General features: G+C 44.9%; 27 protein-coding genes. 10 read left to right on the top strand and 17 right to left on the bottom strand.

Features of this window, described 5'->3' with window-relative positions:
• Positions 1–13: 13 nt before the first annotated feature.
• Positions 14–937 carry a zinc metalloprotease HtpX gene (gene htpX / locus JCM23214_RS14235; protein WP_025899529.1) on the top strand — a complete coding sequence of 308 codons (924 nt, stop codon included), beginning with the start codon at positions 14–16 and terminating at the stop codon, positions 935–937.
• A gap of 2 nt (positions 938–939) precedes the next feature.
• On the opposite strand, the gene JCM23214_RS14240 is transcribed toward htpX, so the two are convergent.
• On the bottom strand, positions 940–1,569 hold the full coding sequence (locus tag JCM23214_RS14240; protein WP_025899530.1) for a TetR/AcrR family transcriptional regulator: 630 nt from the start codon (positions 1,567–1,569) through the stop codon (positions 940–942).
• A 136-nt stretch (positions 1,570–1,705) separates the two neighbouring features.
• On the opposite strand from JCM23214_RS14240, the gene JCM23214_RS14245 reads away from it, so the two are divergent.
• The 4 genes from JCM23214_RS14245 to JCM23214_RS14255 are packed head-to-tail and all read left to right on the top strand — an operon-like array spanning position 1,706 to position 6,723.
• Positions 1,706–3,553: an AMP-binding protein gene (locus JCM23214_RS14245; RefSeq protein ID WP_037493618.1), complete on the top strand. Its 1,848-nt coding sequence runs from the start codon at positions 1,706–1,708 to the stop codon at positions 3,551–3,553.
• Between the two features lie 15 nt (positions 3,554–3,568).
• Positions 3,569–4,381 carry an NADP-dependent oxidoreductase gene (locus JCM23214_RS21030; protein ID WP_234397741.1) on the top strand — a complete coding sequence of 271 codons (813 nt, stop codon included), beginning with the start codon at positions 3,569–3,571 and terminating at the stop codon, positions 4,379–4,381.
• An 8-nt stretch (positions 4,382–4,389) separates the two neighbouring features.
• Positions 4,390–4,602, top strand: coding sequence for a hypothetical protein (locus JCM23214_RS25620; protein ID WP_234397742.1), 213 nt, complete (start codon positions 4,390–4,392; stop codon positions 4,600–4,602).
• A 36-nt stretch (positions 4,603–4,638) separates the two neighbouring features.
• Complete coding sequence (locus JCM23214_RS14255) at positions 4,639–6,723, top strand: 3-hydroxyacyl-CoA dehydrogenase NAD-binding domain-containing protein (RefSeq protein ID WP_025899532.1); 2,085 nt, start codon at positions 4,639–4,641, stop codon at positions 6,721–6,723.
• Between the two features lie 32 nt (positions 6,724–6,755).
• Here the strand turns inward: JCM23214_RS14255 and JCM23214_RS14260 are convergent, their stop codons facing one another.
• Together JCM23214_RS14260 and JCM23214_RS14265 are read right to left on the bottom strand one after the other, a co-directional pair.
• Entirely contained in the window at positions 6,756–8,231 is a 1,476-nt protein-coding gene (locus JCM23214_RS14260; RefSeq protein WP_025899533.1) for a DHA2 family efflux MFS transporter permease subunit, read from the bottom strand.
• Positions 8,228–9,358 (bottom strand): CaiB/BaiF CoA transferase family protein, encoded by a 1,131-nt coding sequence (locus tag JCM23214_RS14265; RefSeq protein WP_025899534.1) that lies wholly within the window; start codon positions 9,356–9,358, stop codon positions 8,228–8,230. The genes JCM23214_RS14260 and JCM23214_RS14265 overlap by 4 nt, the downstream gene beginning before the upstream one ends.
• A 202-nt stretch (positions 9,359–9,560) precedes the next feature.
• Here JCM23214_RS14265 and JCM23214_RS21035 point away from each other — a divergent pair, with 202 nt between their 5' ends.
• Both JCM23214_RS21035 and JCM23214_RS22705 read left to right on the top strand, forming a co-directional pair.
• On the top strand, positions 9,561–10,598 hold the full coding sequence (locus JCM23214_RS21035) for a substrate-binding domain-containing protein (protein WP_051548187.1): 1,038 nt from the start codon (positions 9,561–9,563) through the stop codon (positions 10,596–10,598).
• 45 nt (positions 10,599–10,643) lie between these two features.
• A complete protein-coding gene (locus tag JCM23214_RS22705; RefSeq protein ID WP_025899535.1) occupies positions 10,644–13,250 on the top strand; it encodes an ATP-binding protein in 2,607 nt (868 codons plus the stop codon).
• A 15-nt stretch (positions 13,251–13,265) separates the two neighbouring features.
• Here the strand turns inward: JCM23214_RS22705 and JCM23214_RS22710 are convergent, their stop codons facing one another.
• From JCM23214_RS22710 to JCM23214_RS14285, 3 genes are read right to left on the bottom strand one after another with little or no spacing between them, the layout of a single operon-like run.
• Complete coding sequence (locus JCM23214_RS22710) at positions 13,266–13,547, bottom strand: xanthine dehydrogenase family protein molybdopterin-binding subunit (RefSeq protein WP_051548188.1); 282 nt, start codon at positions 13,545–13,547, stop codon at positions 13,266–13,268.
• A gap of 8 nt (positions 13,548–13,555) precedes the next feature.
• On the bottom strand, positions 13,556–15,538 hold the full coding sequence (locus JCM23214_RS21045) for a xanthine dehydrogenase family protein molybdopterin-binding subunit (RefSeq protein ID WP_051548189.1): 1,983 nt from the start codon (positions 15,536–15,538) through the stop codon (positions 13,556–13,558).
• Position 15,539: 1 nt separating this feature from the next.
• On the bottom strand, positions 15,540–15,998 hold the full coding sequence (locus JCM23214_RS14285) for a (2Fe-2S)-binding protein (RefSeq protein WP_037493619.1): 459 nt from the start codon (positions 15,996–15,998) through the stop codon (positions 15,540–15,542).
• Between the two features lie 162 nt (positions 15,999–16,160).
• Between JCM23214_RS14285 and JCM23214_RS21050 the strand changes: the two genes are divergently transcribed.
• Positions 16,161–16,841 carry a TetR/AcrR family transcriptional regulator gene (locus tag JCM23214_RS21050; protein WP_037493620.1) on the top strand — a complete coding sequence of 227 codons (681 nt, stop codon included), beginning with the start codon at positions 16,161–16,163 and terminating at the stop codon, positions 16,839–16,841.
• On the opposite strand, the gene recQ is transcribed toward JCM23214_RS21050, so the two are convergent.
• The 7 genes from recQ to JCM23214_RS14320 form a co-directional block, all read right to left on the bottom strand.
• The gene (gene recQ, locus JCM23214_RS21055) at positions 16,838–18,634 is read right to left on the bottom strand and encodes a DNA helicase RecQ (protein WP_037493621.1); all 1,797 of its coding nucleotides are present in this window, start codon (positions 18,632–18,634) and stop codon (positions 16,838–16,840) included. The genes JCM23214_RS21050 and recQ overlap by 4 nt on opposite strands.
• A 50-nt stretch (positions 18,635–18,684) precedes the next feature.
• Positions 18,685–18,957, bottom strand: a complete 273-nt coding sequence (locus tag JCM23214_RS14295; protein ID WP_025899537.1) for a transposase — start codon at positions 18,955–18,957, stop codon at positions 18,685–18,687.
• Between the two features lie 51 nt (positions 18,958–19,008).
• Positions 19,009–19,338 carry a RebB family R body protein gene (locus tag JCM23214_RS14300; protein ID WP_025899538.1) on the bottom strand — a complete coding sequence of 110 codons (330 nt, stop codon included), beginning with the start codon at positions 19,336–19,338 and terminating at the stop codon, positions 19,009–19,011.
• Positions 19,339–19,379: 41 nt separating this feature from the next.
• Positions 19,380–19,730, bottom strand: coding sequence for a RebB family R body protein (locus JCM23214_RS22715; RefSeq protein ID WP_025899539.1), 351 nt, complete (start codon positions 19,728–19,730; stop codon positions 19,380–19,382).
• A gap of 108 nt (positions 19,731–19,838) precedes the next feature.
• Entirely contained in the window at positions 19,839–20,198 is a 360-nt protein-coding gene (locus tag JCM23214_RS14310; RefSeq protein WP_025899540.1) for a RebB family R body protein, read from the bottom strand.
• 39 nt (positions 20,199–20,237) lie between these two features.
• Complete coding sequence (locus JCM23214_RS14315) at positions 20,238–20,558, bottom strand: RebB family R body protein (RefSeq protein ID WP_025899541.1); 321 nt, start codon at positions 20,556–20,558, stop codon at positions 20,238–20,240.
• Between the two features lie 46 nt (positions 20,559–20,604).
• Positions 20,605–20,952 (bottom strand): RebB family R body protein, encoded by a 348-nt coding sequence (locus JCM23214_RS14320; RefSeq protein ID WP_025899542.1) that lies wholly within the window; start codon positions 20,950–20,952, stop codon positions 20,605–20,607.
• A gap of 212 nt (positions 20,953–21,164) precedes the next feature.
• Here JCM23214_RS14320 and map point away from each other — a divergent pair, with 212 nt between their 5' ends.
• Positions 21,165–21,902, top strand: a complete 738-nt coding sequence (gene map, locus JCM23214_RS14325) for a type I methionyl aminopeptidase (protein WP_025899543.1) — start codon at positions 21,165–21,167, stop codon at positions 21,900–21,902.
• A gap of 3 nt (positions 21,903–21,905) precedes the next feature.
• Here the strand turns inward: map and JCM23214_RS14330 are convergent, their stop codons facing one another.
• Positions 21,906–22,358, bottom strand: coding sequence for a RebB family R body protein (locus JCM23214_RS14330; RefSeq protein WP_025899544.1), 453 nt, complete (start codon positions 22,356–22,358; stop codon positions 21,906–21,908).
• A gap of 27 nt (positions 22,359–22,385) precedes the next feature.
• Entirely contained in the window at positions 22,386–22,778 is a 393-nt protein-coding gene (locus JCM23214_RS14335) for a RebB family R body protein (protein ID WP_025899545.1), read from the bottom strand.
• A 215-nt stretch (positions 22,779–22,993) separates the two neighbouring features.
• Between JCM23214_RS14335 and JCM23214_RS14340 the strand changes: the two genes are divergently transcribed.
• Positions 22,994–23,635 carry an RNA polymerase sigma factor gene (locus JCM23214_RS14340; RefSeq protein WP_025899546.1) on the top strand — a complete coding sequence of 214 codons (642 nt, stop codon included), beginning with the start codon at positions 22,994–22,996 and terminating at the stop codon, positions 23,633–23,635.
• On the opposite strand, the gene JCM23214_RS14345 is transcribed toward JCM23214_RS14340, so the two are convergent.
• Positions 23,636–24,043: a hypothetical protein gene (locus JCM23214_RS14345; RefSeq protein ID WP_025899547.1), complete on the bottom strand. Its 408-nt coding sequence runs from the start codon at positions 24,041–24,043 to the stop codon at positions 23,636–23,638.
• 77 nt (positions 24,044–24,120) lie between these two features.
• The gene (locus JCM23214_RS21065; RefSeq protein ID WP_025899548.1) at positions 24,121–25,605 is read right to left on the bottom strand and encodes a DEAD/DEAH box helicase; all 1,485 of its coding nucleotides are present in this window, start codon (positions 25,603–25,605) and stop codon (positions 24,121–24,123) included.
• Between the last annotated feature and the right edge of the window lie 425 nt (positions 25,606–26,030).

A 26,030-nucleotide genomic window follows, 5' to 3' on the forward strand; every position in this document is an offset into this window, starting at 1 on the left:
GGAGGCATAGGTCATGAATTTCTTTAAAACGGGTATCCTGATTGCGGGTATAACTGCGCTCTTCCTAGGTGTTGGTTTTGCCATCGGTGGTGAGAGCGGAATGTTTATTGCTCTGGCTGTTGCAATTGCAATGAACGGTTTTGCCTACTGGAATTCAGATAAACTGGTGCTTCGGATGTATGGTGCCAGGCAGGTGTCAGACGCAGACGCCCCGGAATATGTGGCGCTGGTCCGAAAGCTTGCTCAGAATGCTGGCTTGCCGATGCCAAAAGTCTATATTATGGACAATCCTCAGCCGAACGCCTTTGCAACTGGTCGAAATCCCGAAAATGCGGCTGTTGCTGCAACAACAGGATTGTTGAAAATGCTCACCCGTGAAGAACTGGCAGGTGTGATGGCTCATGAGCTCGCGCATATTCAAAATCGTGACACATTGATTATGACCGTGACCTCCACCATTGCAGGGGCGATCAGTATGCTCGCCAATTTTGCATTGTTTTTTGGTGGTAATCGAAACAATAACCTTGGGGTGGTTGGGACTTTGTTGATGGTCGTCTTAGCACCTGTTGCTGCAATGCTGGTGCAAATGGCGATTAGTCGCACTCGTGAATATTCCGCCGACAAATTGGGTGGTGAGATATGTGGTAACCCCGAGTGGCTGGCGAGTGCACTTCACAAATTGGAAAAGGGTGCAAGTTATATTGAAAATCCCGTTGCTGAACAAAATCCGGCTTCGGCAAATCTGTTTATTGTAAACCCGCTCCACGGAAAGGGTGCTGACAATTTATTTTCAACACATCCTTCAACGCAAAACAGAATAGCACGTTTGTTGGAAATGGCTCGGTTGCGTCCAAAGGCGCAAACTTCACGGCGGACTTCTGTTCCTTCGGCCTCGTCAAGAAAAGGTGGTGGTCCGCATACTCCCTGGAATAATTAATCTCAAAGGTTTTTTGGAGACTTCACCATCGCACGAATTAAAAACCTCGCAAGAAGTTGTACAAATTCTTCTCTGCTTTTTCCCATGCGATAGGCTTGTGGCGCTGTTGACTGGATCAATCCCATCATGGCATGCCCCATCAATTCCGGATCTATATCATCATATAGTTCGTCATTGGTTCTGGACATTTTCAGGATTTTTATGAAGCCAGCAGCAAATTTGCTTCTCACAACCTTGCCGGTTGAATCTGATGGGTCAAAAACTTTTGTGTCAACAAGAGCAGAACGTAAAAGCCCCGGATTTTGTTCGGCGAATTCCTGAATGGCATTAAGAGCGTAATAAATATACTCCTCGAAGCTTTCAACTTTAGGGATTCGCTCTACCACAAATTGATGGAGGTCTTCCTGAGCTTCACTCGCGAATGCCATGAAAATCTCGCGCTTGTCGTGAAAATGGCTGTAAAAAGTACCGTGCGCAACATCAGCCGCCCGGGCAATATCTTGCGGACGCGTTTCGTGATACCCGCGTTGAATGAATAGTTTTCGTGCGGCGCTTAGCAGTCTTCCCCGTTTTTCTGCTTTACGTTTACTGGCACGATCGGTTGCAAGTTTCCCCTCCAATGCATCCGTCATGTAAAAGTTACCCCTTATTATTTTTTTTTACAGCTGACGCTGGTATTTTTCATGACAATTTGTCAATATCGTAAAACACTACCAGTCAGCCAATAAAAACTGAACTAAAAAAATCACTGGGGGAGACGTGACCGGCATGACTAGCTCAATACCATATTTGGAACTAAACCGACCTAAACCAGATATCTCCGTTCAAAAATCGAAGGATGGCTCATATCTGATTACCAACAATATTTCAATCGGAGAATATGAAAAAAATATTGCAAACTATTGGTTAAAGTCAGCAGAAGAGGTGCCCGACAGGGCTTGTCTAGTGAAATGCAGTCCTGATGAAGACTGGCCGCAACTGACATTTAAAGAAGCGGCTGACAAAGCTGATCAGATTAGCACTTGGCTTCTAAATAATGGCTATAACGCCGAAACGCCTGTTTTAATTCTGTCCGGTAACAGTTTTGCTCATGCACTTCTAACGATGGCCGCCCTGCAAATCGGAGTGCCAATTGCACCGTTGTCGCCGTCATATTCTTTAATGAGTGCAGATTTTGAACGGTTGCGTTATGCCAGTGAACTGGTAGGTGCAAATCTGGTCTTTGCTGAAGATGGTGATTTGTATGGTAAGGCGTTGAATGTGCTTGGTGAATTTGACCTTCAGACAGTTACTGTTTCTGGTGACACGCATGGTGGAATTCGTTTTGAAGACATGTTGGGGATTTGTGAGAGTGACAGGGTCCGTGCAGCACGTGCAAAAGTGCAACCAGCGTCGCTTGCAAAGATATTGTTTACATCTGGGTCAACCGGGATGCCCAAAGCAGTTCCCAATACACAGGAAATGTTATGCTCCGCTCAAAAAATGGTGGAGCTGATGTCAGAACCGAGAGATCCTGAGGGGAATCCAACCATATTTCTGGACTGGCTCCCGTGGCACCATACTTTTGGAGCAAACGCTAACTTTCTAGGATGTTTGCGATTGGGTGGAACCATGTATTTGGACGATGGAAAGCCGGTTCCAGGGTTGTTCCAACGGACAATTGAAAATATCAAGCGGATCAAACCAACGCGCTTCAGTTCAGTTCCAACGGCTTATAGTTTCCTGCTTGATCAGATGGAGCAGGACGAGGAATTGGGGCGTGCATTTTTTGAGCGAATGCGCCTTTGCAATTACGGAGGTGCCGCGCTGTCTCAGGAATTGTTTGAACGTTTGCAGGTTCAGGCAGTGAAATATACCGGTAAGCGAATTCCTGTAGGAACCGGCTGGGGCGCAACCGAAACAACAGCAATGGGAACGGCTGTTTTCTGGAACGAAGATCAGGTGGGCTTGGTTGGCGTTCCTTATTCAGGCATTACGCTCAAACTGGTTCCTGTACAGGATAAATTTGAAGTTCGCTTAAAAGGTCCCGCTGTTCACTCGGGCTATTACAAACGACCTGATTTAACGAAAGATTATTTTGACGAAGATGGGTTTTATTGCATCGGGGATGCTGTGCAATTCATTGATCCCCAGCAGCCCGAACGGGGACTGGCCTTTAAAGGGCGTGTGTCGGAAGACTTTAAATTGTCTAACGGAACTTGGGTGGAAACCGGGAGTCTGCGATTGACTCTCATTGACGCGTTAGATCCTTTTGCGCGTGATGTTGTGATTGCGGGTCATGACAAAGAATTTTTGTCAATTTTAATTGTACCCAGCGAGTTTGTGGTCAAAGACGCGATAAAGAGAGGTTTTGTTGATAAGGGACCGCTTTCCATAATCACGGACAGTGAGTTGATGGCAAAAATTTCGGAAAAAATTACGGCACATAACACCAAATTTCCGTCTAAAAGCCGCTTTGTCGGTAGTGCGTTGATTATGGGAAGCCCGCTGTCGGCGGACAAAAACGAGATTACCGATAAACAATATATAAATCAGCGCGCCGTCCTTGATAACAGGGCGGAACTTGTAAGCCGGTTATATAATGACCAATTTGAAGACATCATGAAATTCAACTAACAGGAAGTGATGAAAATGTCAGAAATGAATAAACAATGGCTGCTGAAATCCCGCCCTCACGGGGAGCCAACACTGGACAATTTTGAATACGCAGAAACACCTGTACCTGAGCCGGGTGAAGGCCAGATGCTGCTCAAGACGATTTATATGTCACTTGACCCTTATATGAGGGGGCGGATGAATGATACCAAAAGCTACGCGGCTTCGGCACAACTGGGTGATCCAATGTCAGGCACAGGTGTTTCTGTGGTTGTAAAATCAAACCTGGATGGTTTCGCTGAAGGTGAATATGTGGTTTCCCAAACCTGCTGGCAGTCTCACAGTCTTTCAGACGGGCAGGGTGTCATGAAGGTTGATCCAAAAAATGCTCCTATTTCGACGGGTGTTGGTATTCTTGGTATGCCTGGCCTTACCGCTTACGCGGGTCTTCTTGACATAGGCAAGCCAAAAGAAGGCGAAACTGTTGTTGTGTCTGCAGCTTCAGGGGCAGTCGGATCTATCGTCGGACAGATCGCAAAAATCAAAGGATGTAAAGTGGTCGGTGTCGCCGGTTCCCCAGAAAAATGCGCTTACGTAGTGGATGAATTGGGTTTTGACGAATGCGTTAACTACAAAGACGCGGATTTTGCTCAAAAACTGGCGGCTGCGTGCGACAAAGGTGTAGATATCTATTTTGAGAATGTTGGCGGAATTGTTTTTGATACAGTCTTTCCGTTGATGAACGACTTTTCGCGAATTCCACTCTGCGGCCGTATAGCTAATTATAATATGACAGGCGATCCGGAAGGCCCCAATAAACTACCTGCCTTTTTTGGCAGATGCTGGTAAAACGTATCATGCTTAGAGGTTTTATAAGCTTTGATCACTATGACCGTTTTCCTGATGTTGTCAGGGATCTCGGTGGTTGGATTCGCGAAGGCAAGGTCAAATACAAGGAAGATATCGTACAGGGAATTGAAAATGCACCAGAGGCGTTCCTGGGGCTTTTGAAAGGTAAAAATTTCGGCAAGCTGCTGGTACAGGTTTCCGACGATCCGACACGCAGCTAAAAACAGCAATCAGTCAAACCTTGGAAGGAATAATTAATGACTGCAATTACAGATATGGTGAGTTACGAGGTCGAGGATGGAGTTGGCGTTATTGTCATCAATAATCCTCCTGTAAACGCACTGAGCGCGGGTGTGCGCGAAGGGATTAAAAAAGGAATTGAAATCGCTGGAATTGACGACAGTGTTTCTGCGGTTGTTTTGTGGTGTGATGGCCGGACATTTATTGCTGGCGCTGATATTACCGAGTTTGGTAAGCCTCTGGTCGGCCCAAGTCTTAATGAAGTAATCGCCCATATTGAAATGTGCCCGAAACCCGTTGTTGCTGCCATTCATGGTACAGCCTTGGGCGGCGGTCTTGAGACAGCCTTGGGGGCTCATTATCGCGTTGCTAATCCGGGGGCGAGAGTAGGGCTTCCAGAGGTGAAATTGGGAATTCTTCCAGGTGCTGGTGGCACACAACGTCTGCCAAGGGTGGTGGGTGTTCCAATGGCACTTCAAATGATTACCAGCGGTAATCCTATCAACGCAAAAAAAGCCCAGGAAGTTGGCTTGGTCAGTGAGGTTATCGAAACTGATTTAAAGGCGGGCGCGATTGCATTTGCGAAAAAGGTGGTTGCAGAAGGCAAGCCACTGGTCAAAATTAGTGATCAGAATGAACGCCTTCAGGAAGCTAAAGACAATCCTGCGATTTTCGATGATTTCAGAAAATCAATTGCTCGTAAAACTCGCGGTTTTCAGGCTCCTGAAAATTGTATCAAGGCCGTTCAGGCGGCGGTTGAGCTTCCTTTCCCCGAAGGTCTTAAAAGGGAGCGGGAACTGTTCATGGAACTGATGACTGGTGAACAGTCAATCAGTCAACGGTATTTCTTCTTCGCAGAACGCCAGGCGGCAAAAATTCCAGATGTACCGAAAGAAACACCGCTAATTGATATTAATACCTGTGGTATCGTAGGTGCTGGCACAATGGGAGGTGGTATCGCCATGAACTTCCTGCAGGCTGGTATTCCGGTCACCATTGTTGAGACAACGCAGGAAGCTTTGGACAAAGGTATTGCTGTCATTGAGAAAAACTATGCGGCAACAGTTTCCAAAGGACGCATGAGCCAGGAAGCCATGGATAAATGCATGAGCTTGCTCACTGGTTCGACAAATCTGGAAGATCTCAAAGACGTGGATATTGTCATTGAGGCAATCTTTGAAAATATGGACGTTAAGAAAGAGCTGTTCACCAAATTGGATGCCATCTGTAAAGACGGGGCAATTCTTGCGACGAATACCTCTACTTTGAATATTGATGAAATTGGTGATGTGACGAAGCGTCCGGAATATGTAATCGGTCTGCATTTCTTCAGCCCAGCCAATGTCATGAAGCTTTTGGAGGAAGTTCGCACCAAGAAAACCAGTGCGACCGTTATGGCAACCTGTATGGCGCTTGCCAAACGAATTGGCAAAGTTCCTGCAATGGTTGGTGTTTGCGAAGGTTTCGTTGGTAATCGGATGCTCCATCGGAGATCCGAGCAAGCTACAGAACTTCTCATGGAAGGTGCACTGCCTCAAGACGTTGACAGAGTACTCTTTGACTTTGGTTTCCCAATGGGACCATTCGCAATGGCAGATCTTGCCGGTAATGATGTTGGATGGCGTATTCGTCAAGGAAAAGGCGTAACCAGCCCAATCGCCGATGCCATTTGTGAACTCGGCCGGTTTGGGCAGAAGACTGGTTCTGGATATTATCTGTATAAAGATGGTAGCAGAACTCCTACACCTGACCCAATTGTTGAAGACATCATTATCAAAGCTTCGAAGGAAGCCGGCATTACACGTCGTAAAATTTCAGATGATGAAATTCTAAAGCGTTGTATTTATCCAATGATCAATGAAGGGTGTAAAATTCTCGAAGAAGGAATTGCCTCTCGCGCAAGCGATATTGATGTGATCTGGGTTTATGGATATGGATGGCCAGTATATCGTGGTGGACCCATGCGTTACGCAGACTCTATCGGACTGGAAAATGTATATAACACCTTGCTCGAATACGAAAAAGAGCACGGCGAATTTTTCAAACCTTCAGCACTACTTGCGAAAATGGTTGAGGAAAAGAAAACATTTTCGGGCGTATAAATTATTAGTCTCACAGAAAACCCCGCAATTTACTAGCGGGGTTTTTTTGTTGCGGTTAGGAATGAATATGTAAGGTATAGGGCGGGCAGAAGTGATAGAGCGAAGACTGAAGCCGTCACAAGAAAGACATCCTCAAAAACAAGAGTTAGTGCCCTTATCTGATCGACCTCAGTAAGGACTTGTTGTCCCGAAACTTGCATGGCTTCATTTAAATGAAAATCTGATCGAGCGGTGATTAATAGAGCTGTCAAATTTACACCGATAGTACCGCCAAGTATTCTAAGAAAGTTCAGTGCACCAGATGCGTCGGGAACCTGATGAGCCTGCACAATTGAAAGCGAATATGTGCTGTTTGAAGGCATGATAAAGCCAAGCCCGATACGGCTGATTATGATCCAACCCGCGAGATAGAGAAAACTGGTGTCTGCTGTTGCATAACTGAGTGCAACAGTTGAACACACAAACGTTACCTGACCGATCAGGATCAATGGATAGCTCGGCATTCTGTCTATCAAACGTCCAACTATGGGAAACACAATCACAAGCAGCAGTCCTGCAGGTAACAAAAGCAAACCGGCATCTGTTGCGCTGGTCTGCTGAACAGTTCTGGAAAATAGTGGAATTGTATAAAAGCTGGAAAACATACCCGCGCTGGTGAGTGCCCCAATAATAGCTGACGCACAGATCCGTGGATCTTTAAACAACGCCAGTTGAACTAGCGGGTTAGTGCTTTTCACGTCTCTTATCAAAAACAAAACGAGAGTAATTGCGGCGATAAGTAAATACGGGAATACAAGTAAACTTGAAAAAGGGAAAAACTGACTGTTCGACAATCCGCTTAGCAGGCAGGCTACACAAGCGCTGATAAGTATGAGGCTTTGGAAATTAAACCTAGCAATTGGGCGGTTTTCTGATTTGTCAGGGAGCAATAGGTAACCGAGTAGTCCCGCTAATAGTGCCAGCGGAAGGACAACTGCGAAGGTTGTGTGCCAATCCAGACTATCTGTAATAATGCCTCCAATGACAGGGCCCATTGCTGGTCCTATGACCACACCCATTCCAAATAAACCCATAGCTCTTCCCCTCATTTCAGCTGGAAAGAGCATAAAAATCAGTGACATTGAAAGGGGTTGCAAGATGCCGGCGCCGATACCCTGAAGTATGCGGGCAGACACAAGAATTTCGTAATTAATTGACTGCCATCCGATCAGGCTTCCAATGGAAAAAGCTGCAATGGCAATCAGGAATGTTGAACGGGCGCCAAAATTATTCATAAGCCAGGCGGTGGTGAGCATGGCCACGCAAGACGCGCTCAGAAAGGCTGTCGACATCCACTGAGCAGAAGCCTGTGTAATATCAAAAGTTGCCATGATGTCGGTCAAGGCAACATTCACCATTGTTGACGAGAAAATAGCTGTCAATAATCCTAATATTACGGAAAAGCCCGCCATCCATTTATAAGCAGGGCCGAATTTTTCCTGTAATCTGGTTTCACGCGCAGACGTCATTGGGCATCGCCAAACTCTTTGCGTAGCCTGTCGTTATGCTCACCCAACTCAGGAATAGGACCATAGACCTCTTTTTGATCCTTGAACTTTATCGGTGATGAAACAAGTTTTACAGGTCCTTTTGGGCTTTGCACTTCAACGCGTTCCAACTGAGGGTGAAGGGATAAATCTTCAACTGAATTCAAAGATCCAAAAGCAACTTTCGCCTTTAGTAGTCGTTCACTGGCTTCCTGTCTGCACATTGTCTTAAAAATTTTGCTAATGTCTTGATGAAGCTGATCACGATTGGCTACTCTATCTTCATTGGATCTATAGCTTGGATTTTCCAGCAGGTGCGGGGCCTCTAGAGCAATCTCACACAGATTACGCCATTCGCGTTGATTTTGAATGGAAATGACAATCTTATCACCATCTCCAGTTTCAAAAGCTTCGTAAGGCGCAATGGACGGGTGCCGTAACCCACCGCGACCGGGTGCTTTTCCTCCATATTCCTGATGAAGTAATGGCACTGTCATCCAATCCGCCATTCCAGCAAATAATGTGGATTTGATGGATTTTCCTATTCCAGTGGTTTTTCGTTCATATAATGCTTCAAGAACAGCGACAAGCGCGTGCATACCCGCGGCAATATCACAAACGGATACACCAACGCGCCCAGGCTCATCAGGAGATCCGGTAACCATCGCCAGGCCAGTTTCTGATTGCACCAGCATGTCATAGGCTTTCATTTGAGTAAACGGACCGCTTTCTCCATATCCAGAAATATCCACTGTAATGAGTTCCGGGCGCTTTTCTCTTAAACTTTCACAGTCGAGTCCAAATTTATTCACAACACCCGGTGCCAGATTTTGAATAAATATGTCTGCCTTTTGTATCATAGACTTTAGCAGTCTTAGATCTTGATCGTCTTTAATGTTCAACTGAATGGATTCTTTACCCCTGTTGAGCCAGACAAAGTAAGCACTTTGTCCATTTACAACACTGTCATATTGGCGGGCGAAATCTCCTTCAGGACGTTCAATCTTAATAACTCTGGCACCGGCATCCGCAAGTCGTGAGGATAGATACGGGGCTGCTACAGCCTGCTCAAGTGAAATAACAAGAATATCGTCTAATGGGCGGGACATGCTAAATTTCCATATTATTTTTGATGACAGACTATCCGCTATGTTTGAGCCGAAGCAATCAGTTTTTATGACTTCTCACTGTTAATACGGTGACCCACGTTCAACCAATACTAAAATTTCTGTAAATATTTAAAACTTTATAAGTATTTTAGGATATGCTTAATATTCAGGATGTCGTGAGTATGGAAGTGGGAGGTATCTAATGCTTCGAATTCTGCTGATCGCACTGTGTATAGCAGTTTCTACTGTGGGGAGTATTAATTCGGTCTCTGCGAGCAGATTCGAAGACTATTGGACAGTTGAAGAGTTTTTGTCGCTTAATGTTGAACAAGTCGCACTTAGCGAAACTTTTTCCATTGCTGTTCGAAAAGAGGCCAGGACAACTAACTCATCTAATGCAGTTGCCAAAATAGCTGTTGTATACCCTGGCTTGCAGGTATCAGATTACTGGCGTCGTAGCATTGTATCACTCGAAAAGCGTTTGCAGGAAGCTGGTCAAAAATATGAATTGATTACCCATTTTACCAAGCCCGGCGAAAGTGTCGGCGAACAGGGGCAGAAACTCGGAGAGTTTTTGGCACAAGAACCAGATTACCTCATTTTTACTTTAAACGTAAATCGCCATAAAAATGTCATTCGTAAATTGCTTGCGAGAAGTTCCACCCAAGTAATTTTACAGAATATCACAACACCGCTTAAAGAGTTTTCTGCACTTCAACCTTTTCAGTATGTCGGGTTTGATCACGCATTGGGAACTGGATTACTCGTTGAGAGATACTTCGAGCTATTCCCAAATGGAGCTGAATACGCCATTTTTTACGGTCCAAAGGGATATGTCAGTGACATGCGCGGAGGAACTTTTCTACAGGCCATGCAGAAAAATAAAAACATGGTGTTGAAGGATTCCTATTTCGTTGGATTTAATAGAGAGAAATCACGTGAAGCGGCGCTAGAGGTTCTGAAAACACATCCCAACTTAAAGTTTATTTTCAGTGCATCTACGGATATCGCCCTCGGTGTAATTGATGCAGTTGAAGAAATGGGGCTGCAAGGGAAAGTCATTACAAACGGTTGGGGGGGCGGTAGCGCTGAATTAGAGGCCCTGAGATCTAATAAAATGACTCTAACGGTAATGCGAATGAATGATGACAACGGTGTCGCCATGGCTGACGCTATTGTTTTGGCCCAGTCAGGTCTAAGAATAAAGTCCCAACAATTTACTCTGGTGATATGGTTTTAGTAGACAGTGATATGAATGACCTTGAAATTGAGGCTTTGAAGAAGCGTGCGTTCCGATATTCTGAGTAAGTTTCTTCCAAAAAGCGGAATATCTCTTTCCGTATTAATCCTGATTAGTCAGTTTTCATTATTGACGTTATTTGGCGTGGTGATGTTGATCGTCACTTATTACAGTTCAAGCCTTGTTGTTGAGAGTGAAAAGGAGCGCATAGAGGAAATTTCAGGAATTGTTGGGGATCTGGTTCTGGATAAAGAACTGGAGGCGATTTCTGACTACACAGATTTACTCGCAGAGGAGCTTTCTTCTCTCAAAAATAGCCGAGGGTTCCCTGCAGAAGACTTGATCAGAGGGGCTTTTTACTCACAAGAAGAAGGTCGGATTGATTTCATTGCTATCCTTGACAGCGAAGGGAATATCATAACTGAGGTTAGCTCTGAATTCGAGGAATATCCAGCCATTCGCAGCAGTTTTCGGACAGCGAAACCCCGAATTCAAAGATGGAACTGGGCTATCGAAAAGCGCGATAATGGTGGCATCAATAATGTTCTATTATATTATCAGAGTGAGTTGGTTGATCCAAGGCTGGGCCGAGTGACCGGATACCTGTTGAGCGGTATTTTTCTCAAAGATAACAGCAGCTTGATGGAAGAGATACTGTCGCGTAGTAACGCTATTTCGACGTCTTTAATTATAGACGGTAACACCCTGACCCATGTGGGTGAAGTGAGCCGAGCTGTGATTGAGGAATATGTGCAAACAGGTCAGTTTTCCTCTGCAATTGAAGGGACCTCCGTTCGCTCTTTAGTACTTGGAGAAAAAGTCCCTGATTTACAAATTACAACTCTCTCTATTCTTCCTGCAGATTTTAATCAATCGCTTGAAGAGTTGTTTTTCTTATCTTCTGGTGCTGCTCTGCTATTCACACTGGGTATCTCAATACTCGCTATTTATTTGACGCATCGTCAGATATTGCAACCCTTGGAAGCTCTCATCGATTATGCGAGGGAAGTTGGGCGGCGTGAGCTCAACCCGATTATTCAGCCATTTACAATTTCAGAGTTCAATGAGGTGGGTAAAACTCTCACCGGTGTCTTCAATGATTTTCAGGAAAGTGAAAGGCGTTTTGAAGACATTGTGTCCATTGCGTCTGATATTATTTGGGAGACTGATACAGAGCATCGTTATTCTTTTATTGCCAGACAACCAGAAGCAAAAGTATTTGACCAACCCCAAAGCCCATTGCTTGGTACCCGCCGAGATGATTTAGCGTTCCAGGAAATACAAGGCATGAGTTGGGACGAATATCATCATATTCTGGAAACTCTGCAACCCTATAAAAATATATTGTTTAAATGGTCGATGGACGATGGTCGTGTATTCTATTTTTCCACCAGTGGTAAGCCAAGATACGATAGTAAAGGTAATTTCTTAGGCTATCGTGGCATGTCTTCGAACATTACCGCTGAAGTCGAGGCTCAACAGGAAGCGGAAGCCGCACAAGCGCAACTGCGACAATCGCAAAAACTAGAGGTTGTCGGACAGCTAACAGGCGGAATCGCTCATGATTTTAATAACTTGCTGTCAGTTGTTATTGGAAATCTGGAGCTGGCGCTGGAGGATGAAAAGCTTGCTAAACCGATGCGTAAATTACTCAATGATGCGATGCGCGGGGCAGAGAAAGGGGCTGCGCTAACCCATCAATTGCTGGCCTATTCCCGTCAACAGGCGTTGCATCCAAAACGGGTTCGGCCGCAGAAAGTGATCGCGGATATCAAAGCGCTGCTGCAACGGGCTGTGGGTGAGGGGATAGATTTTCACCTTCAGTTTGAAGATACTTGGTCGGTTTTAGTTGATCCGAATGAGTTGGAAAATGCGCTAATGAACCTTGTGGTTAATGCAAGAGATGCAATGAATGGTAGCGGTTCAATTAGTCTTGAGAGTTTTAATATTGAACTTGATGATGAGTATGTGGCTGGCAAGCAGGAATTAAAGGCAGGACAATATGTTTGCGTAGTTGTTTCCGACAATGGATCAGGTATCGAACCCGAACTGATGGAGCGGATATTTGAACCATTTTTCACGACCAAAGAAGTTGGTAAGGGGAGCGGCCTTGGGTTGAGTATGGTCTTTGGCTTTGCCAAGCAATCAGGTGGCCATGTCAGTATTTACAGTGAGCCGGGTGAGGGAACTTCAATCAAGCTAATGCTGCCACGTGTCTTTAGTGAAAGTGATGAAGACACTAATGTTAGTGTGGATGATGTCGTCAAGCTGGGTCAGGGAGAATGTGTCCTTGTGGTCGAAGATAATGAAGAGTTACGTGAACTCGTTAAAACTCAACTTTCCTCCATTGGATATGAGACACTCGTTTGTAAGACAGGGGCGGAAGCTTTGGAGGCACTTATTATACAAGATGTTGATATTGTATTGAGTGATGTCATCCTGCCCGGAAGCATGTCAGGCATTGATATTTACAAATATGTCCGTAGCCAGTACCCGGAAAAAGCAGTGCAATTGATGTCCGGCTTTGCTGGTACAGCTTTTACTGCGGACAAAGATATTCCTGCGGATGCAAATATTCTGTTTAAACCTTTCACAAAAGCAAAACTGTCAGCGGCTCTTTATGATGCTAGGCACCAGTCAGATCAGACTTGAGCATTTGACTAGCGGTTAAGCAATATACCCGGCTTTGGAAAGAGGTAATTCCCTGATTCGTTCACCTGTTGCCGTGAATAAAGCATTGGCAAGCGCTGGTGCGATGGGCGGCGTGCCCGGTTCTCCCACACCACCAAGAGGTCTGCCTGAGGGAGCTAAATGAACATCAATCTGAGGCGTGTTTGCTAGTCTGATCATTTCGTAGTCTGGAAAGTTTTCCTGTTCAACTTGCCCGTTTTCAACAGTAATCTCACCAAATAGCGCAGCACTTAATCCAAAAATGATCCCACTTTCCATCTGAGATACTACACCATCAGGTTCAGAACTTCACCACAATCTATGACGCATGTGACCTTATGCAGGGTGATTTCTTTGTCTGGGCTGACGCTGATTTCAACGACCTGTCCGACGATTGATCCAAAGCTTTCGTGCAACGCGATACCTCTGAAGTGTCCATCTGCAGCAGGTTCTTTCCAATTACTTTCTTTTTCCAGTCGGTTTAAGACTGCCAAAAAATCTTTGCTATCTGAAAGGTGGAGGCGACGAAATTCAATTGGGTCTATTTCCGCTTTGGCGGCAAGTTCGTCCATGAAGCACTCGGTAAAGAAAGCGTTGTAGGAATGTCCGACGCTCCGCCAGTAACCAATAGGAACCTGGACAGGGGTTGGAAAGTGCTCCATCAGCTTATGAGGGAATTCATAAGGGATATCTGCTGCCCCTTCCACCGTCGTGTTATCTGGCATATCAGCACCGGCAAACGGTAACATACGTTGCACGAACGCTCGGGAGATGGAGGGACTGGCAACTTTATTATGCCATGCCTGTACTCGCCCTTGAGAGTCCAGGGTCGCCTCAAATTTTGCTAACGCTGCGGGACGATACATGTCATGCTGCATATCATTTTCTCTTGTCCATATCAGCTTAACAGGTCGGCCCTTAAATGCTTTGGCAAAATTGAGGGTCATCGAAACACAGTCAGTTTCCACTTTGCGGCCAAAGCCTCCGCCAAGGTAAGTATTGTGGACGCTGACATTCTCGGCATCTACTTCAGCTATTTCCTGGGCAATCCAGCTAATTAACGTGTTAGATTGGTTAGGTGTCCAGACCTCAACGGACGTATCCGTCACAATCGCGGTGCAATTCATAGGCTCCATACAGGCATGTGCGAGAAATGGGACTTTATAGGTTGCTGTACTTTTACTAGCACCGGAGTTGGACAGCACAGATTTTGCATCACCTTCTTCAGCGTAGGAGCGTCCGTCATCCAACTTGAGTTGCTCTTCAAATTCGTTGAATATACCGTCAGTGCTGAGAGAGGAATTGATGGTATCGTCGAAAGTAACGGGTAATTGTTCGACTGCCTGTTTGGCGCGCCAAAAACTGTTGGCGACTACGGCAACAGCATTTTCAAGTTTAACGGCTTTCAGCACGCCCGGCATATTTCCAATTTTGCTCTCGTCCCAGTGTTTAACTGTTCCGCCGAAAGTCGGGCAGATTTTAACCGCGGCATAAACCATATCGGGAAGTGAGACATCTACGCCAAACTCGGCTTCTCCAGTAACTTTGGCAGGAATGTCAATTCTCTGTTGAGAATATCCTATAACGCGACGCTCTGAGGGTTGTTTTAGCGATACTTCTTCCGGGATATCCAGTTTCGAAGCCGCTTGTGCGAGCTCACCATAGCTAGCGGAGTTATCGCTGCTGTCGTGTATAATTTTGCCGGCTTTAGCATAACATTCAGATGCAGGGACTGACCAGCGATCAGCCGCCGCTTGGATCAGCATTTGGCGAGCGGTCGCACCTGCCTGTTGCATTGGAAGCCAGAAATTGCGAACGCTTGTACTTCCTCCTGTCGCTTGAATACCTAGTAGGGCGCCAACTTTCTTCATTGCCCAAGCGCCGGCAGTCTCTTCTCCTCTATGATGTCCATCTCCAAATGGCAGACTGTCTTGAATAATGGTGAAATTTGCATAGACGGCGTCGATCGGTGCCTGTTCCGGTGTAATGCCTGCGACGTCAACTTCCAACTCCTCTGCGACAAGCATGCATAACGCCGTGTGTATTCCTTGACCCATTTCAGCCTGTGAAATGGCGACACTGATGTTTCCGTTGCTCGAAATTTTAACCCATGCGTTTAGGGTAAATTCATTTGTACCTGCAGTAGAAGCGTAAGGCGCTCTGTCGGGTACGTCATTTCCTCCAAAAGCATAGGCAACAGCCAAACCACCACCAACAAGGCCGCCTGCAATCAGGAATTTGCGACGTGTCAATAAAGTTGACTTTGCCATCTTATGCCTCCGTTTCCAGTTTTACAGCCCTGTGGATTGCTTTTCGAATTCTAGGGTAAGTGCCACATCGACATATATTTGTGATTGCATCGTCGATATCTTCATCGGTTGGGGAAGGGGTTTCTTTTAAGAGGGCTGACACAGCCATGATCATGCCCGGTTGACAATAGCCGCATTGGGGAACCTGTTCTTCTATCCAAGCTCTCTGGACAGCATTTCCAACTGTTCCCGTTAATCCTTCAATGGTTGTGATTTTGCTCTCTGCTACCATCGAAATGGGAACCGAGCAGGATCTCATCGCGGTGCCATCGACATGGACAGTACATGCGCCGCAGGCGGCGATCCCACATCCAAATTTGGTTCCTGTCAAATCAAGATTATCACGTAGGACCCACAGAAGCGGCGTGTCTTCTTCTGCATCAATTTGAATTTCTTTACCGTTGATATTTAGCGTCAGCATGGCTCAGCCCCATATAATATTATTTAAATGACCGCTGGTCATAATGATGGGGAGTGACTATTTATATGTCAATAGAAGGATACAAGAATTGTGAAATTCTTTGAATTTTAAGTTGCTAGGAGGCATAAGAAGCCTGTTTGCAAATAATATGAGTTTGTTAAAATGAAATTAGGCGCTGGAAAACGGGCAGTTAGCGAAGAGCAAAAGCAAGCGAGGCGAAATTCAGTTTTGGTCGCGGCTGGGGATTTGTTTTTGCAGGCCGGTTATTTTGAAGTCAGCATGAGTATGATTGCAAAAAAGGCAGGTATCGCGAAAGGTACGATTTACATCTATTTTCAAACCAAAGAAGAGCTATTTCTCAGTTTGTTACTAAGTGAGTTGGGAGAGTGGTTTGAGAATTTGCGTGATGAACTTCGAAAGGCTTCAGTACCTCTTGAAAATAACGAGTTTGTCGAAATACTAAGAGATACTTTCTTACACCGGATTAGATTGCAGCGCCTTATCTCCCTGATGCATCTGATTTTGGAAAAAAATGTATCCTACGATGAAGCGTTCGCGTTTAAAAGAGAGCTGCTTGCGCTGATGCGCAGCACTTCGCCGCTTATAGAAAAAGCACTCCCGTATCTCCCTGAGAATGGTGGAAATCAGGTTTTGATTGAGTTCCACAGCCTTTTAATTGGCTGGAGCCATATCACAGAAACGTCGCCAATCGTTGAACGCGTTCAACAACATCCAGAGATACAAGGGTTAAAATTTGAATTGGAAGATGCCTTGTTTAATTCATTGTCATTGGTCTTGGATGGCATGAAATATCGTAGTATTCGTCGAGAAATAACGGCTTAATTTTGCAAGATCTGGTTCAGGAACAGGTTTCCGTATTTGTCCCTTTTTGTTGTTCCCACTCCTTGAATCCCTGACAACTCATCTAATGTAGTCGGCCGATTGAAGACCATTTCTATTAATGTTTTGTCGTGAAAAATGACATAGGGTGGAATATTCGCTTTACGAGCAAGTTCAAGCCGGAGCTCTTTCAGCTTTGAGAAAAGAGAATTATCTTCATCATTATTGAATACGACAGATGACGGCGTTCCCATGCTGCTGGTTTTCAGTTTGCTCATATATAGCTTGCGACTCACAAAGGTTTCTTCTCCCTTAAGGAGGGGGCGACAGGCTTCTGTCAGTTTGAGGCTGCCAAAATTTTCCATGTCCTGAAGCACATAATCCTTGGCCAGTAATTGGCGAAGAATTGCCTGCCATTCTTGTTTAGTTTTATGTTTGCCTTTCCCAAAAAGGGCGAGTGAATTATGAGATGCTGTGCTGACCTTGTCAGTTTCATTCCCCAGCAGAACATCAATGATATGTGTGGCGCCATAAAGTTGGCCGGTTCTGAAGATTGCGGACAATGCCAAACGAGCTTCTTCCGTGGTATCGATTGTTTCCGGTTTGGTTAGGCAATTATCGCAGTTCCCGCAATCATCTGACTTTTCATCAAAATATTTCAGCAGGTATTTTCGTCTGCATTTGAGATTTTCGCAGTAACTTAGCAAGGCATTGAATTTCTGATGTTCAATAGCTAGCTGCGCCCTCGATTGATTGGTGCCGAGCAGGTTTCTAACTTTGGCGATATCCTGCTGACCATAGGTCATCCAGGCATCAGCGGGAAGACCGTCTCGTCCCGCTCGACCGGTTTCCTGATAATAGGCTTCGAGATTTTTTGGAAGGTCAAGATGAGCGACAAAGCGGACATCGGGTTTGTCGATACCCATTCCAAAAGCGATGGTTGCCACCATAATTATTCCATCTTCTTTTAGAAATACTTCCTGATTGCGTGCTCTTTCCTCAGTGTTAAGTCCGGCATGATAGGGCAGGGATTTAAAGCCGTGAGTGTTGAGTTTTTCACTGATGGACTCAACTTTTTTTCGCGACATGCAGTAAACTATTCCCGCATCAGATTTATGCTGCGAGGTTATGAAGCTTAGCAGTTGCGATACAGCGTTGTTCTTCGTGGTGACATGATATTGGATATTCGGGCGATCAAAACTGGATTTAAAAGTTCTGCCGTAGGTAAGATTTAATCTCTCCTGTATGTCATTTTGTGTGGCGCTATCCGCGGTTGCTGTCAATGCGATACGTGGGACATTGGGAAAAATTTCATGAAGAGCTGATAAGCGCAAGTATTCTGGCCTAAAATCGTGCCCCCACTGGGATACGCAATGGGCTTCATCGATGGCAAACAATGATACTTGAATCTTTTTGAGTAAATCGAAAAATCCATCTGCAAACAGGCGTTCGGGCGCAATGTATAACAATTTTACTTTATTGGCTTGAACGTCTTCGATTACACGTTGGCGATCAAGTAAAGGCATCCCCGAATTTAGAGCTGCGGCTTCCACGCCTAGCTCACGCAGAGCCATTACCTGATTTTGCATCAGTGCAATAAGAGGAGAGATAACAACTGTCAGACCTTCAAAAATTAAAGCAGGGATTTGATAACACAGTGATTTGCCGCCACCTGTTGGCATGAGTACCAGCGCGTCCCGGTTTCCTAATACGTGATCGATGATTTCCGACTGGGCGCCGCGAAATTGGGGATAGCCAAATGTATTTTGCAAAATGTCCAAAGGTTTACGCAACATGGTTTCACTTATACAGTTCTGCATAAGTCAATCAATTGCGAAAACTGATTTTATAATTTTTTTAGTTCAGTTATTTCTTCTTTCAGTGCTTGGATTTCGAGGGCCGCGTCAGTTAGCAGATTGCGTAGCCTGGTGTTTTCCAGTGCAACGTCTTTTAGCTTGTTGGCTTTCTCGCTCTGATCCTGTTGAGCTTTTTTTCGCCAGCGATACAAAGTTGCCTTTGATATTCCATGCTTTATTGACAGCTCTCCTATATCAGAACCATTTTCCATTTCAGCTAGGATTTGTGTAATCTCAATTTGTGCTTTTTGAATTCGTTTCATTTTGAAATTACACCTCACTAAAAACTTTTAGGGAAAAATATAAGCGTTGGTCTATTTATTGCCCATTTTATCAACAACAGCTTGTATGGCTGCCAAATTATCTGCAACCGCGCTGTCATTAATCAAGGCTTGTGAAGCCTTGGCTGCGGCAGCTGGGTCTGAAGTGATAAGTTGACGAGAAGCCGCAAGCGTAATTGCGTTGTGAATGGAATAACTGTGTTGCTGCTGTGCGATCACGTTTTGCAGTGCCAGTCCCACGCTGTGTGCCATTTGCTGATATAAAATTCCTACAGCTTCTGCCGGTGCTTCACCGATCACTTTTAGGCTTGTTTGACCAACTGCGTCTGTTATCTGGCTATTTACATAACTGTCTTCGCTCATTGAAGTACTCCTGGCAGGCTTTTAGCCTTTTCGACGTCAATTTATTTACTCTCTTTTGTGCGAATATTTTTGGTTTTCTTATTTCGTTTTCTGCGTTTTTCCGGAACAATTGCTGGTGGAATATGGATTATGGTTTGTTTTCGTTGTGGAGATAGCAGAAGTTGAAGATTTTGGGTCAACGCTGCTAAACCTACGGTATTTGCGTGTTGTTGATTAGAAACAGTATTCTGTGCACCTGTGCCCATGGCTTGAGACATGGTTTGGTAGAGCGCAGCCATAGAATGCGCTGGTGCCATGCCAGTGATCAAGGAATTGGATTGTGTAATGGCATCCGTAATCTGACTGTTTACTGACCTGATACCTGCTGTTTCACTTTTTGTAGTACTAGACATAATTTGCTCCAATGCACACTGTTTTAACTGAACCTCACTTATGACGCATGAAAGGGTCAGTCGTGAGGCTCAGATATCATCATTTGCTAGTTCGCAGAATTTGCTACATTATGAGCTGAAACGAGGGGTGTTTGCGTTTCTATCACGCTCATAAGCGGCAAGTACACCTTTGAGGGAAGACATTGACTCGGCGATTGGGTTTCCGCTCAGGATTTCCTGCGTTGCTTTACCCTGTGTCGCTGTGTCGAGCGTGTACAGAACTGTAACTGCTCCTGTTACTACAGCACTATCAATTGAGTTTTTATGCTGCTGGTTGGCTACCATATTTTGCATGCTCATACCGGTGCTTTGAGCGAGCATCTGATAAAGCATGCCCATAGATTCTGCAGGGGCATCCCCAAGAACCTTGACGTTAGACTGGGTTACAGAGTCGGTTATCTGACTATTCATCCAGGTATTTTCCGCCATTGTTTAACTCCTTTGGAAATTGAACTTATCTGTTAAAAATTAGAACGCTCTCGCGGCTGCTTGCATGGCAGTTAGGGACTCCGCAACTGGATTGCCCCCGAGAATTTCAGCAGTTGATTTAGATGCGGTTGCGGCAGAGAGATTGTAAAGTACACTAGTGCCTTGTGTAGTTACCGCTAGGTCAATAGTGGACGCGCTTTGCTGATTGGAAACCGCGTTTTGCATGCTTGCGCCAACGACCTGACCAAAGACCTGGTAAGTGTTTGCCATTGAAACGGCAGGGGCCTCAGCCAAGCTTGTCACATTTGCTTGGGTAATTGAGTCTGTAATCTGTGAATTTACGGGTGTATCACCTGGCATTTAAATAACTCCTTTAAGTACTTGGTGGTAAAAATGATGGCGGAGGTTATTCTTCGTCATCGTTTTTTGCTGCTTTCAATTCTGAAATGATTGCCTGCAATGTCGAGAGAACTTCTGTATTGGAGTCATTCTCAATGATCTCCTTTGCAGATCTCGCATCTATTGCACCGTCAAGGTTGAACAGAAGACTAATGCCCTGAGAGACAATGGCGGAATCTATGGTGTTCATGTTCTGCTGGTTCGAAACAGCATTTTGCATGGCTACACCTGTTGATTGTGCCAACATCTGATAGGCAGTCGCCATGGACTGCGCAGGAGCATTACCTAGAACAGTCATATTCGATTGTGTTACAGCATCTGTAATTTGACTGTTTACCGGAGTGTCCGTTGCCATTCAGTCTTCCTCCATCTGGTGACAAAAGTGAGAGCAATATGCTTCTCATTCGACAGCGATTAGACGAGAGTTGATGAGACGCTGTGAAAATCAAATTTCCATTTTCTTCTTTTCTGTTGCGAATTGTCGCAACGGATTGAGATGTTTTTATCAGTCGCCGTGTGCTACATAGCTTTGGTTTTGTCAGTAAGCGGAAGAGGCATTTCCACACTATGATCGCAAAATCAGATTCAGAAATAGCTGGTTTAAAAGAAGTCGGAGGAATAATCAGGAATATTCTTGATACAATTGAAACTCACATACGTGTCGGTGTTTCGACTCTTGAACTGGACCAGCTAGTGGGGGAGATGCTGGCTCAGAATGGAGCGCGATCAGCGCCAAAGCTCGCTTATGATTTTCCTGGCTATAGCTGCATAAGTTTAAATGATGAGGCAGCGCACGGTATTCCTTCAAACAGGAAACTTAAAAAAGGCGAACTTGTAAATGTGGATGTAAGTGCTGAAAAGAATGGGTTCTGGGCGGATTCAGGTCGATCTTTTGCTGTCGAGGGAGCAAGTGACGATGATCGGTTTTTACTTTCGGCAACGCGTCAGGCGCTTGCAGCCGGTATAGAGCAAGCTCGCGCTGGTAATCCTATTAGTTACATTGCAAGAGCCGTAGAAGAAGTTGCTACCTGCGCGGGTTTTAACATTATTGATGGTCTAGTGGGTCATGGAGTGGGGCGGCACATTCACGAGCCCCCTGAAGTTCATAACACCTTTAACTCTGCTGGGGATGAAATATTGCAGGAAGGGCTTGTTATTACGATTGAACCCTTCCTGACAAAGGGTATTGGTGCCTATCGCGAAGGACGAGATGGCTGGACATTATTGACACTGGACAGAAATCGTGCTGCCCAGTTTGAGCATACATTGATCGTCACTAAGGAAAAGCCGATCATTGTAACCTAACTTTTAACCTCCCATCTTTTTGACAATTGCATCCATGGCAACTGCTGTTGCCGCAATTGCATCCGCAGTAATTCCTGCAATCTGTTGGCTGGTTTGTGAGCTTAATGCTGTTGCACCAGCGTTGGATACAGAATTTAAATTGCTGACAGCAGTTTGCGTTTGTGAGTTTAACGCCTGAGAAATGGCTGCAGTTTGAGCATTGTAGGATTCATTAATAGTTGCCCGTTGCGCGCTTAAAGCAGCCGCTTCTGCGTTTTTTAACGCTGTGATCACAGTTCCATTGGCAGTGTTGACATTATTTAGGATGTTAGAATTCACAGTCGCATTTTCCAAAGCTAAACCAGAAGAGTGAGCGGCAAATTGGTACAATAAACCCATCGCGAAGTTTGGGGATTCTTCTACATTTGCATAAAGACTGTCTAGTTTAGGAGTTGCAGGTTTGTCTGACGATGGCATTGTCGAAAATCCTTACAAAAGTTACTATCATTGATTATTATCGCTCTGTGCTGCTTCCTGTTTTTCTGAAGAAGCGCCTTCAGAATTTGCTACATCGGTTCCAGTTTCTCTGCCTTCTGCGATGGCAAGCATATCTTCCCAGTTTTTCATACGAGCGTTTAATGGCATGTCCGCTACCTGTTGCGTAAGGCCGCTCCAAAGAAGATTGCCAGTGCCCGCTGCAATTGCAGCTGTTCCGAGAATATTACGCTGATGTTGAGTTGACACGGTGTTTTGATTGCTAACTCCAGTTGCTTGCGCCATTGAAATATACATTGCGGCCATCGCAGTAGAGGCGGCGCTTCCTAGCACTATTTCGTTTACGGCAACTACAGAATCTAAAACAGAATTTCTATTTTTATTTTGTGGTGATTTGGCCATTAATTAACTCCTATAATTTTTTGTTAATAAAAATTAAAATTTACATCAGATAATTTGGTTATTACTTAGTAATTATTCAATATCTACAATAAATAATATTTTCTCCAAAAAATTGAAAATAATTTAAAATTTGCACTTTAAAAGTTTATTAATGCAACCTAGATCAAGTGAACTGTTTTTCAAAAGCTCCTATAAGGAGTGAATGGGGGATCTTGATGTTCGAACCACTACGGAGAAAATCGCCACTCCAAGAGGAAGTTCAATTTGTAGGTCGCAAGGATGACAACAGTGCTCGAGAAATCTCACAAGTTCATCAGGAGGATGACTTGGGCTTTTGGGAGGCATGGAATTCCCACCGCGAATATTTACACAGGTTAAGTATGATGTGGATGAATGTGAGCGCGATGGAAGCTGAAGATGCTTTGAGTGATGCCACTATAAGAGCCTTTGAAAAATACAAAAAACATCACAAGAACATAAACAACCAGCGGGCGTGGTTTGCACGGTTGCTTCATAACATTTGCATCGACAGACATCGTGCGAATAAGCGTCGGTTTCAGTTAAGTGAACGAGTAAAGGAAGTAAACACTATCGATTATTCCGCACTCGATAAAGTATCAGAAACTCCGGAAGGCGAGCTTCTGAATTCGGAATTGGGTGAGACGCTCTATATGGCGATCGATAAGCTTCCTGAAAAACTATACGCACCGTTTGTTATGCGGCTTGTTCATGGTGAAGAGTATGATGTGATCGCGACTCGTCTGGAAATATCAAATGACAATGCTCGCAAAAGAGTACAGCAGGCAAGGGCATTTCTTCGCAAAGAACTTGCGGATTACAAACCCGCGGATAGGTAATTATTTATAATAAGTGAGAGCTGAAAAGAGGAATGATTTTAATACGGTATCCTCTGGCGGGTTTTTGGGGTTGAAAAGAAGTGCCCTGTTCTTTTCAAATTCAATTCCAGGAGGGCAGGTTTGTTTGAAGTCATCAACAAGAGTTGTGCCGCAATGTACGAGAATGGCGCATTTGTCAGATGGCTCACGATATGCAAGTCGAATGGGTGTTCCTGATTTAGGATTGATGGTAGCAAAGCTTGCTTCACCCCACTTTATATTTTCCTCAATTTTCCCTATCGCATCTGATTGAGTTGATAAGTCGTAGATTATATCTCTTACATGTAGCAGGGCAATCCTCGCATGATCTGGATAACGCTGAAACAATTCCTGAATCTTGTTGGAAATAGCGTTTTGATCTTCGCCCATAAAAAAATCCTCTAGCCGAGATGAACCCATATGCTAGAGGACTTTTACTAAAGAGCAATTTCAATCTTGGTTATTAGCTAGCTGGCTTTTTTAAAACGGTGTTTTTTAGCAGCAAATTTTACTGTGTTGCCAGATGTGTCAGACTTGCCTTCCTGTTTGCGTTTTTTTGCATGAAACTTGGAGGCTGCGCCTTTTTCGGACGACCTGGTTTTGCCTGTCGATTTTTGAGATTTTTCAGAAGTAAATTTTTTCTTCTTTTCAACTCTACCTTTGCCTTCAAAACGAGGATGATCTTCTGGGCGTCCATTGAATTCCGTATTTTTACGCCGTTTCGCGGCTGAGCTTTTCCCTTTGAAACCGGGTTTTTTAGTTTTGGAAAACGGCCGGCCCTTTGGCTTTGACTTTTTCGGTTTCTCTTTGGGGACCGGAAACGGGTGATCATTATCAACGCGGACTTGCACCTTGATCAATTGTTCAATGTTTCTCAGCAGGTTCCGCTCACGTGGTTCACAAATGGAAATCGCTGTTCCGCTCGCACCCGCACGCCCGGTCCGACCAACCCGATGGACATAATTTTCTGCTTCCATTGGAAGGTCATAGTTAATCACATGCGTGATGCCGCTGACGTCAATGCCGCGTGCTGCAACGTCGGTTGCTACCAACACGGTAAAGCGATCGTTCTTAAAAGACCTAAGAGTTCTCTCACGTGCTCTTTGCTGTTTATCACCATGAATTGCTGCAGTCCGAACTCCTTCGACTGTATCTTCAATTTCTTCTGTCAGTGTTTCCGCTGTTGCTTTTGTTCGAACAAAAACAATTACTTTTTCGGTTTCTTCAAGCCCAATCAGATGCATAAGCAAATCTTTTTTATGAGTTCGCTCTACCATCAGGACGGAATGATCGATTGTGTTGGCAACAACACTCTCGCGAGGCGCTTCAACAAACTCTGGATCAACGAGCAGCGATTGCGATAACCGTTTAATCGCCGGGCTCATAGTTGCAGAGAACATTACTGTTTGATGCTCTTCCGGTAGTGTTGCGCTGATTTTTTGCACATCTTCGACAAAGCCCATGTCTAGCATACGGTCAGCTTCATCCAGGATGAAAGTTTGAACGTTGGATAGGTCTACCGTACCGCGATCCATGTGATCCATCAGCCGGCCGGGAGTTGCAACAAGTATGTCTACACCAGCTTTTAACTGTTTTAGCTGAGGGCCATATGGCGCACCACCATACACAACAGTATGAAAAAGTTTTATTCCGCGGGTAAAAATCTGAATTGCCTTGCCAATCTGGCTGGCCAACTCACGCGTGGGTGCCAAAATGACTGCTGTTGGCTTGTTGGGCTTAGGCCGTTTGCGGTCATGCTGTAGGTTTTGTAATAGCGGTAAAACGAATGCAGCAGTTTTTCCGCCGCCGGTTTGCGCAATCCCCATCAGGTCTCGTCCTTCGAGCAGGTGAGGGATCGCGGACCCCTGAATAGGGGTGGGGGTATCAAAGCCCTGTTTTTCCAAGGCGCGCAGAAGGGGGCCAACCAATGAAAGATCGGAAAAGGTTGTCATAAAAATCCTCAATACAAACTGCCCGGTACAGCCATTTCAAAGGCACCGGGTAAAATAAAGCCAAAGGCGGGAACTGTCTCTCCCAGCCTGGCTCAAAATATCGCAGATATATGACCGGCGAGCGGTACATTTGAATACCGCGGAAACACTGTTCGCAAAACCTGTTCTCAAATGCAGGAAAATGCTGCATTTGCTAAATGCGTCATAATGACTGCTGCGGTGATATGCTGTTTTTTGGCGGAAATGTCAAGATAACAATTGAGGTGCGGTTATTGGTCGATCAGAAATCTGCTGGTAAAGGGGTGGCAATTTGGGCGAACTTGCGCTAAAAGGTGCGCTTAAATTTGTGCGTTGCACAAATGACTGCGAAATTTCAAAATGTCAGGCTGAGTATCGTGCAGACAAATACATCTCTTTTTTCAAAC

Origin of the sequence: Sneathiella glossodoripedis JCM 23214, from assembly GCF_000616095.1 — a bacterium.
In the GTDB taxonomy this organism is placed as follows: Bacteria; Pseudomonadota; Alphaproteobacteria; order Sneathiellales; family Sneathiellaceae; genus Sneathiella; species Sneathiella glossodoripedis.